General features: G+C 62.2%; 3 protein-coding genes. All 3 read right to left on the minus strand.

Annotated features, from left to right (window positions below):
• Positions 1-503: 503 nt before the first annotated feature.
• Positions 504-2,087, minus strand: coding sequence for a phosphoenolpyruvate carboxykinase (locus GXP39_05610; protein ID NOZ27515.1), 1,584 nt, complete (start codon positions 2,085-2,087; stop codon positions 504-506).
• 94 nt (positions 2,088-2,181) lie between these two features.
• A complete protein-coding gene (mdh, locus tag GXP39_05615) occupies positions 2,182-3,117 on the minus strand; it encodes a malate dehydrogenase (protein ID NOZ27516.1) in 936 nt (311 codons plus the stop codon).
• 211 nt (positions 3,118-3,328) lie between these two features.
• Positions 3,329-4,216, minus strand: coding sequence for a DUF1385 domain-containing protein (locus tag GXP39_05620; protein NOZ27517.1), 888 nt, complete (start codon positions 4,214-4,216; stop codon positions 3,329-3,331).
• Positions 4,217-4,450 lie beyond the last annotated feature (234 nt).

Consider the following 4,450-nt stretch of genomic DNA (forward strand, 5'->3'; position numbering starts at 1 on the left):
CTCCGGATTCAAGCCGACCTTCAAGATGGCATCCCGTACGGTCATGCCCCCCTTCAACTCCCACACCTTATCCCGATAGATCAACTTCATAAGGACCCCTCCTTATCCCTGTGACGCCATCTCTCAGAGTGTGTCTGAAAAACGCCGTTGCTTCTGCTGTGGGGAGCCCCTCCGGAAAAAGCCCTTCTTTTGCCTTCAACCGGCCTGGCCTCGGCCTGAGTCCTTCGGGAAGGGCCGAGAAAGGCAGGTACAGGCCGGAAAAGCGGGATTTCCGTGGAGGGGAGGTCCCCTTCACATCTCCCCCTGTGGAGCTGGTCGTTGAGGGAGACCCCTCAGACGTCTTGCCGGTAAATTTTCAGACACGCTCTCACACAAACACAGAACACAAGGATCGGCACAAAAGCATCCCTACGATTCTAACCGAATGCCCCTCCGCCGGTCAAAACGCGGCGGGGCAGAGTCAGGCTCTGCCCCGCCAGATCATCCCCGCGATCACGAGGTCCTCAGCGCGCCAGAGGGCCCGCGTTCCGGATCTCCTCCGAGACCTCGCTTGCGAACTGGGCGAAGTTCTCATGGAACATGCGGGCGAGCTCTCTCGCCTGCCGATCGTACGCCTCCGGATCGGACCAGGTATCCCGCACGCGCAGCACCTCGTCCGGGATGCCCGGGCAGGTGGTGGGCACCTGTAGGCCGAAGACGGGATCCTGCACCATGGGTACGTCGTCCAGGGCTCCGGCCAGCGCCGCCCGCACCATGGCCCGTGTGTAGCGGATCTCGATGCGACGGCCAACGCCGTAAGGCCCACCCGTCCAGCCGGTGTTGATGAGCCAGACCTTCACGTTGTGCTTGCGAATTCGCTCCCCCAACAGATCGGCGTAGACCCTCGGATGCAGCGCCATGAAGGGAGCGCCGAAGCAGGTGCTGAACGTGGCCTGCGGCTCCGTGATCCCCTTCTCCGTGCCAGCCACCTTCGCCGTGTACCCCAACAGGAAGTGATACATCGCCTGTTCGGGCGTCAGCCGGGCGATGGGCGGCATCACCCCAAAGGCATCCGCCGTCAGGAAGACGACGTTGCTGGGATGCCCCGCCATCCCGGACTCCACGATGTTCGGCAGATAGTTGATGGGGTAGGAGGCCCGGGTGTTCTCCGTCAGGGAATCATCGTCCAGGTCCACGCGCCGTGTGCGCACGTCCATGGCCACGTTCTCCAGGATCGTGCCGAACCGCCGGGTCGTCTGATAGATCTCCGGCTCCGCCTCGGGCGAGAGGCGAATCACCTTGGCGTAACACCCCCGCTCAAAGTTGAACACGCCAAAGTCGCTCCAGCCGTGCTCGTCATCTCCGACCAGAGCGCGCTCGGCGTCGGCGGAGAGGGTCGTCTTCCCCGTGCCGGAGAGCCCGAAGAACAGCGCCACGTCCCCATCGGGGCCCACGTTCGCGGAGCAATGCATGGGCAGGACCCCCTGGAAGGGCAGCAGGTAGTTCATGATGGTGAAGACGGACTTCTTGATCTCGCCCGCGTAGCTCGTCCCCCCGATCAGAACCAGCTTCTCGCCGAAGTTGATCAGGATGAACACCTCCGAGTTGGTGCTGTCCACCTCGGGCATGGCATGGAAACGAGGGGCGTTGATGATGGTGAACTCAGGCTCGTGATCCTCTAGCTCCTCCCTCGAGGGAAGGATAAACATGTTGCGAGCGAACAGGTTGTGCCAGGCGGTCTCGGTGATGACGCGAATGGGCCTGCGGTAACGCGGGTCGGCGCCCACAAAGCAGTCCTGCACGAACAGATCCTTGCCCTGCAGATAAGCCAACATGCGCAGGTAGAGCGTCCTGAAGCGATCGGGGTCGAAGGGGCGGTTAACGTCCCCCCACCAGATCTTATCCTCGCTGGACGGCTCCCGCACGATGAACTTATCGTTCGGGGATCGCCCGGTGTGATGACCGGTCCGCACAACCAGCGGGCCCAAGTGCGCCAGCAGCCCCTCACGGCGGCGTATCGACTCCTCATACAGCGCCGGAGTAGACAGGTTCCAGTACACCTGATTCACGTTCTTGATACCATGCTGTTCCAGAGAAACCTTTGGCATGTCCACCCTCCTAAAGTAAAACCCGAGATTGAAAAAAAGAGGACAGTTTCCTGTCCTCCTCCTTGAGACAGTCGGTTGCCCGCACCCCAGCGGACTAAGTCGGCAACATGCTCATCGTCTTCCGGATGAGATTCACGGAGCGCTCCAGCGCCTGCCGCTCCTCTTCGTTCAGATCGACTTCCAGGATCCGCTCGACGCCGCCGCGCCCCAAGATGACGGGGACACCGAAGCAGATGTCGCTTAGCCCATATTCGCCCTCCAGGTAAACGGAGGCGGGCAACACCAGATGCTTATCCTTCAGGATCGCATCTACCATGAGGGCAACCGACGCCCCCGGAGCGTAGAACGCGCTCCCTGTCTTCAAAAGCTGCACGATCTCCCCACCGCCCTTGCGCGTGCGCTCCACGATGGCCTCCACACGATCCGGGGGCAACAGCTGCGTGATGGGAATGCCCCCCACGGTCGAGTAGCGCGGCAGTGGGACCATCTCATCTCCATGTCCTCCCATCACGAACGCCCACACGGAGTCCACGGAGACGCCCAACTCCATGGCGATGAACGTGCGCATGCGAGCGCTGTCCAACACGCCAGCCTGGCCGATCACCCGCTCCCTGGGGAAGCCACTCACCTTCTTCGCCAGGTATACCATGGAGTCCAGCGGGTTTGTGACCATCAACAGGATCGCCTCCGGCGAATGGACGATCACCTGCTCCACCACCGAGCGAACGATCCTGGCGTTGGTCCCCACCAAATCCTCCCGGCTCATGCCGGGCTTACGCGGCATGCCGGCCGTGATCACCACCACGTCGGAGTTGGCCGTGTCCGCGTAATCGTGAGTCCCCTTGACCACGGTATCGTATCGAATGACCGGCCCAGCTTCCATCAGATCCAAAGCCTTCCCTTTGGGCATATCCCCGGTCTCAGGGATATCCAAAAGGACGATCTCCCTCACGTTCCAACTGGCCAGCCACAGCGCCGTCGTCGCGCCGACGTTCCCAGCACCGATGATGGAAACTTTGCCACGCCCCATACTCATACTCTATCCTCCCAACAATGGTGCGCTCTGGGGGAGCCGGGACCCCGCGCCTGCGATATGAACGGACCGGCGCGTGCATCCCGGAAGCGACCACGTTCTCATCATGTACACAATCAAGACGATCCTGGTAAGTCGCGGGGAAAAACATGTCACGGGAGGTCCGTCTCCCGGTGAAGGCATCCCATCGCCCATCACACGCCCGCGATCAGGCGGCCACCGTCAACTCCTGTCCTACCGCCGCGGACGACACGTCAGGCGCCGCAGAGGCCAGGACGCCGTCGGCGACGAGTACGGGCTTCAGAGCTGCGATGGCCACTTCCAGCATATCACGATCGGGCTCTCGCGTCGTCAGACGCTGCAACAGCAGCCCCGGCGCGATGAAGAGCTTCACGATCGGGTTCGTGTGGCGGTCCGCGGAGAAGCGGATGAGCTCATAGGCCACGCCCGCCACGATCGGGATGACCAGCACCCGGGATAACAGGCGGAAATACCACTCCGAGAACTGCAACGGGATGTGGAAGAGGATGGCCAACACCAAGACAACCAACAGGAAGCTCGTGCCACAACGTGTGTGCGCGGTGGAGAAACGGGATACGGAATCGGGGGTCAGGTCCGCGCCAGCCTCAAAAGCGTTGATCGTCTTGTGTTCCGCCCCATGATAGGCAAACACCCGTTTGATATCCGGAGCCAGGCCGATCAGCCACACGTAGGCCAGGAACATGAGCAGCCGAATCCCCCCCTCCACCGTGCTGCTGGCCCACGCGGCCGGCCAAAACCGCTCCAGCCACTGCGCGAGCGCCGACGGGATCAGGAAGAAGATGCCAACGCCCAGCGCCAGGGCCCCGGCCATCGTGGTCCAGGCCACGGGCCCGGAGAACTCAGCCTCCTCCTCCGCCAGCGCGACATCGGCCGACCAGAGCAGTGTGCGCATGCCCAGGACCAGGGCGTCCCACAACGCGGTCAGGCCTCGCAGGAAGGGCAGCTTCCCCCATCGGCTCGTATAAATGCGGGCGGTTAACGGCTCCTGGTGCACCACGATCTCCCCTTGGGGATCCCGCACCGCCACCGCCATATGCGTCCGGCCGCGCATCATCACCCCTTCGATGACCGCCTGACCGCCATAGTAGAATCTCGCCACGGAAACCTCCTCTCAAAGCGGACCCCATTCTACACACAACGATAAGCGCTGTCAACTGCCCTTCAACCAGGACGTAGGGCCTTTTCAAAGTCCAACGGCCATATTGGCATACATGGCGCCTGCAGGGACGAGGCAAGGTGTCGTGTCTGTATACGCATCTTCTCGGTTTCCCCCAGCACACGACGTGGC

The sequence above is a fragment of the Chloroflexota bacterium genome, assembly GCA_013152435.1.
Taxonomy (GTDB): domain Bacteria; phylum Chloroflexota; class Anaerolineae; order DUEN01; family DUEN01; genus DUEN01.

Coding starts and splice junctions, on each gene's coding strand:
- mdh (NOZ27516.1), bottom strand. CDS start 3,117: ATGGGGCGTGGCAAAGTTTCCATCATCGGTGCTGGGAACGTCGGCGCG.
- GXP39_05620 (NOZ27517.1), bottom strand. CDS start 4,216: ATGATGCGCGGCCGGACGCATATGGCGGTGGCGGTGCGGGATCCCCAA.
- GXP39_05610 (NOZ27515.1), bottom strand. CDS start 2,087: ATGCCAAAGGTTTCTCTGGAACAGCATGGTATCAAGAACGTGAATCAG.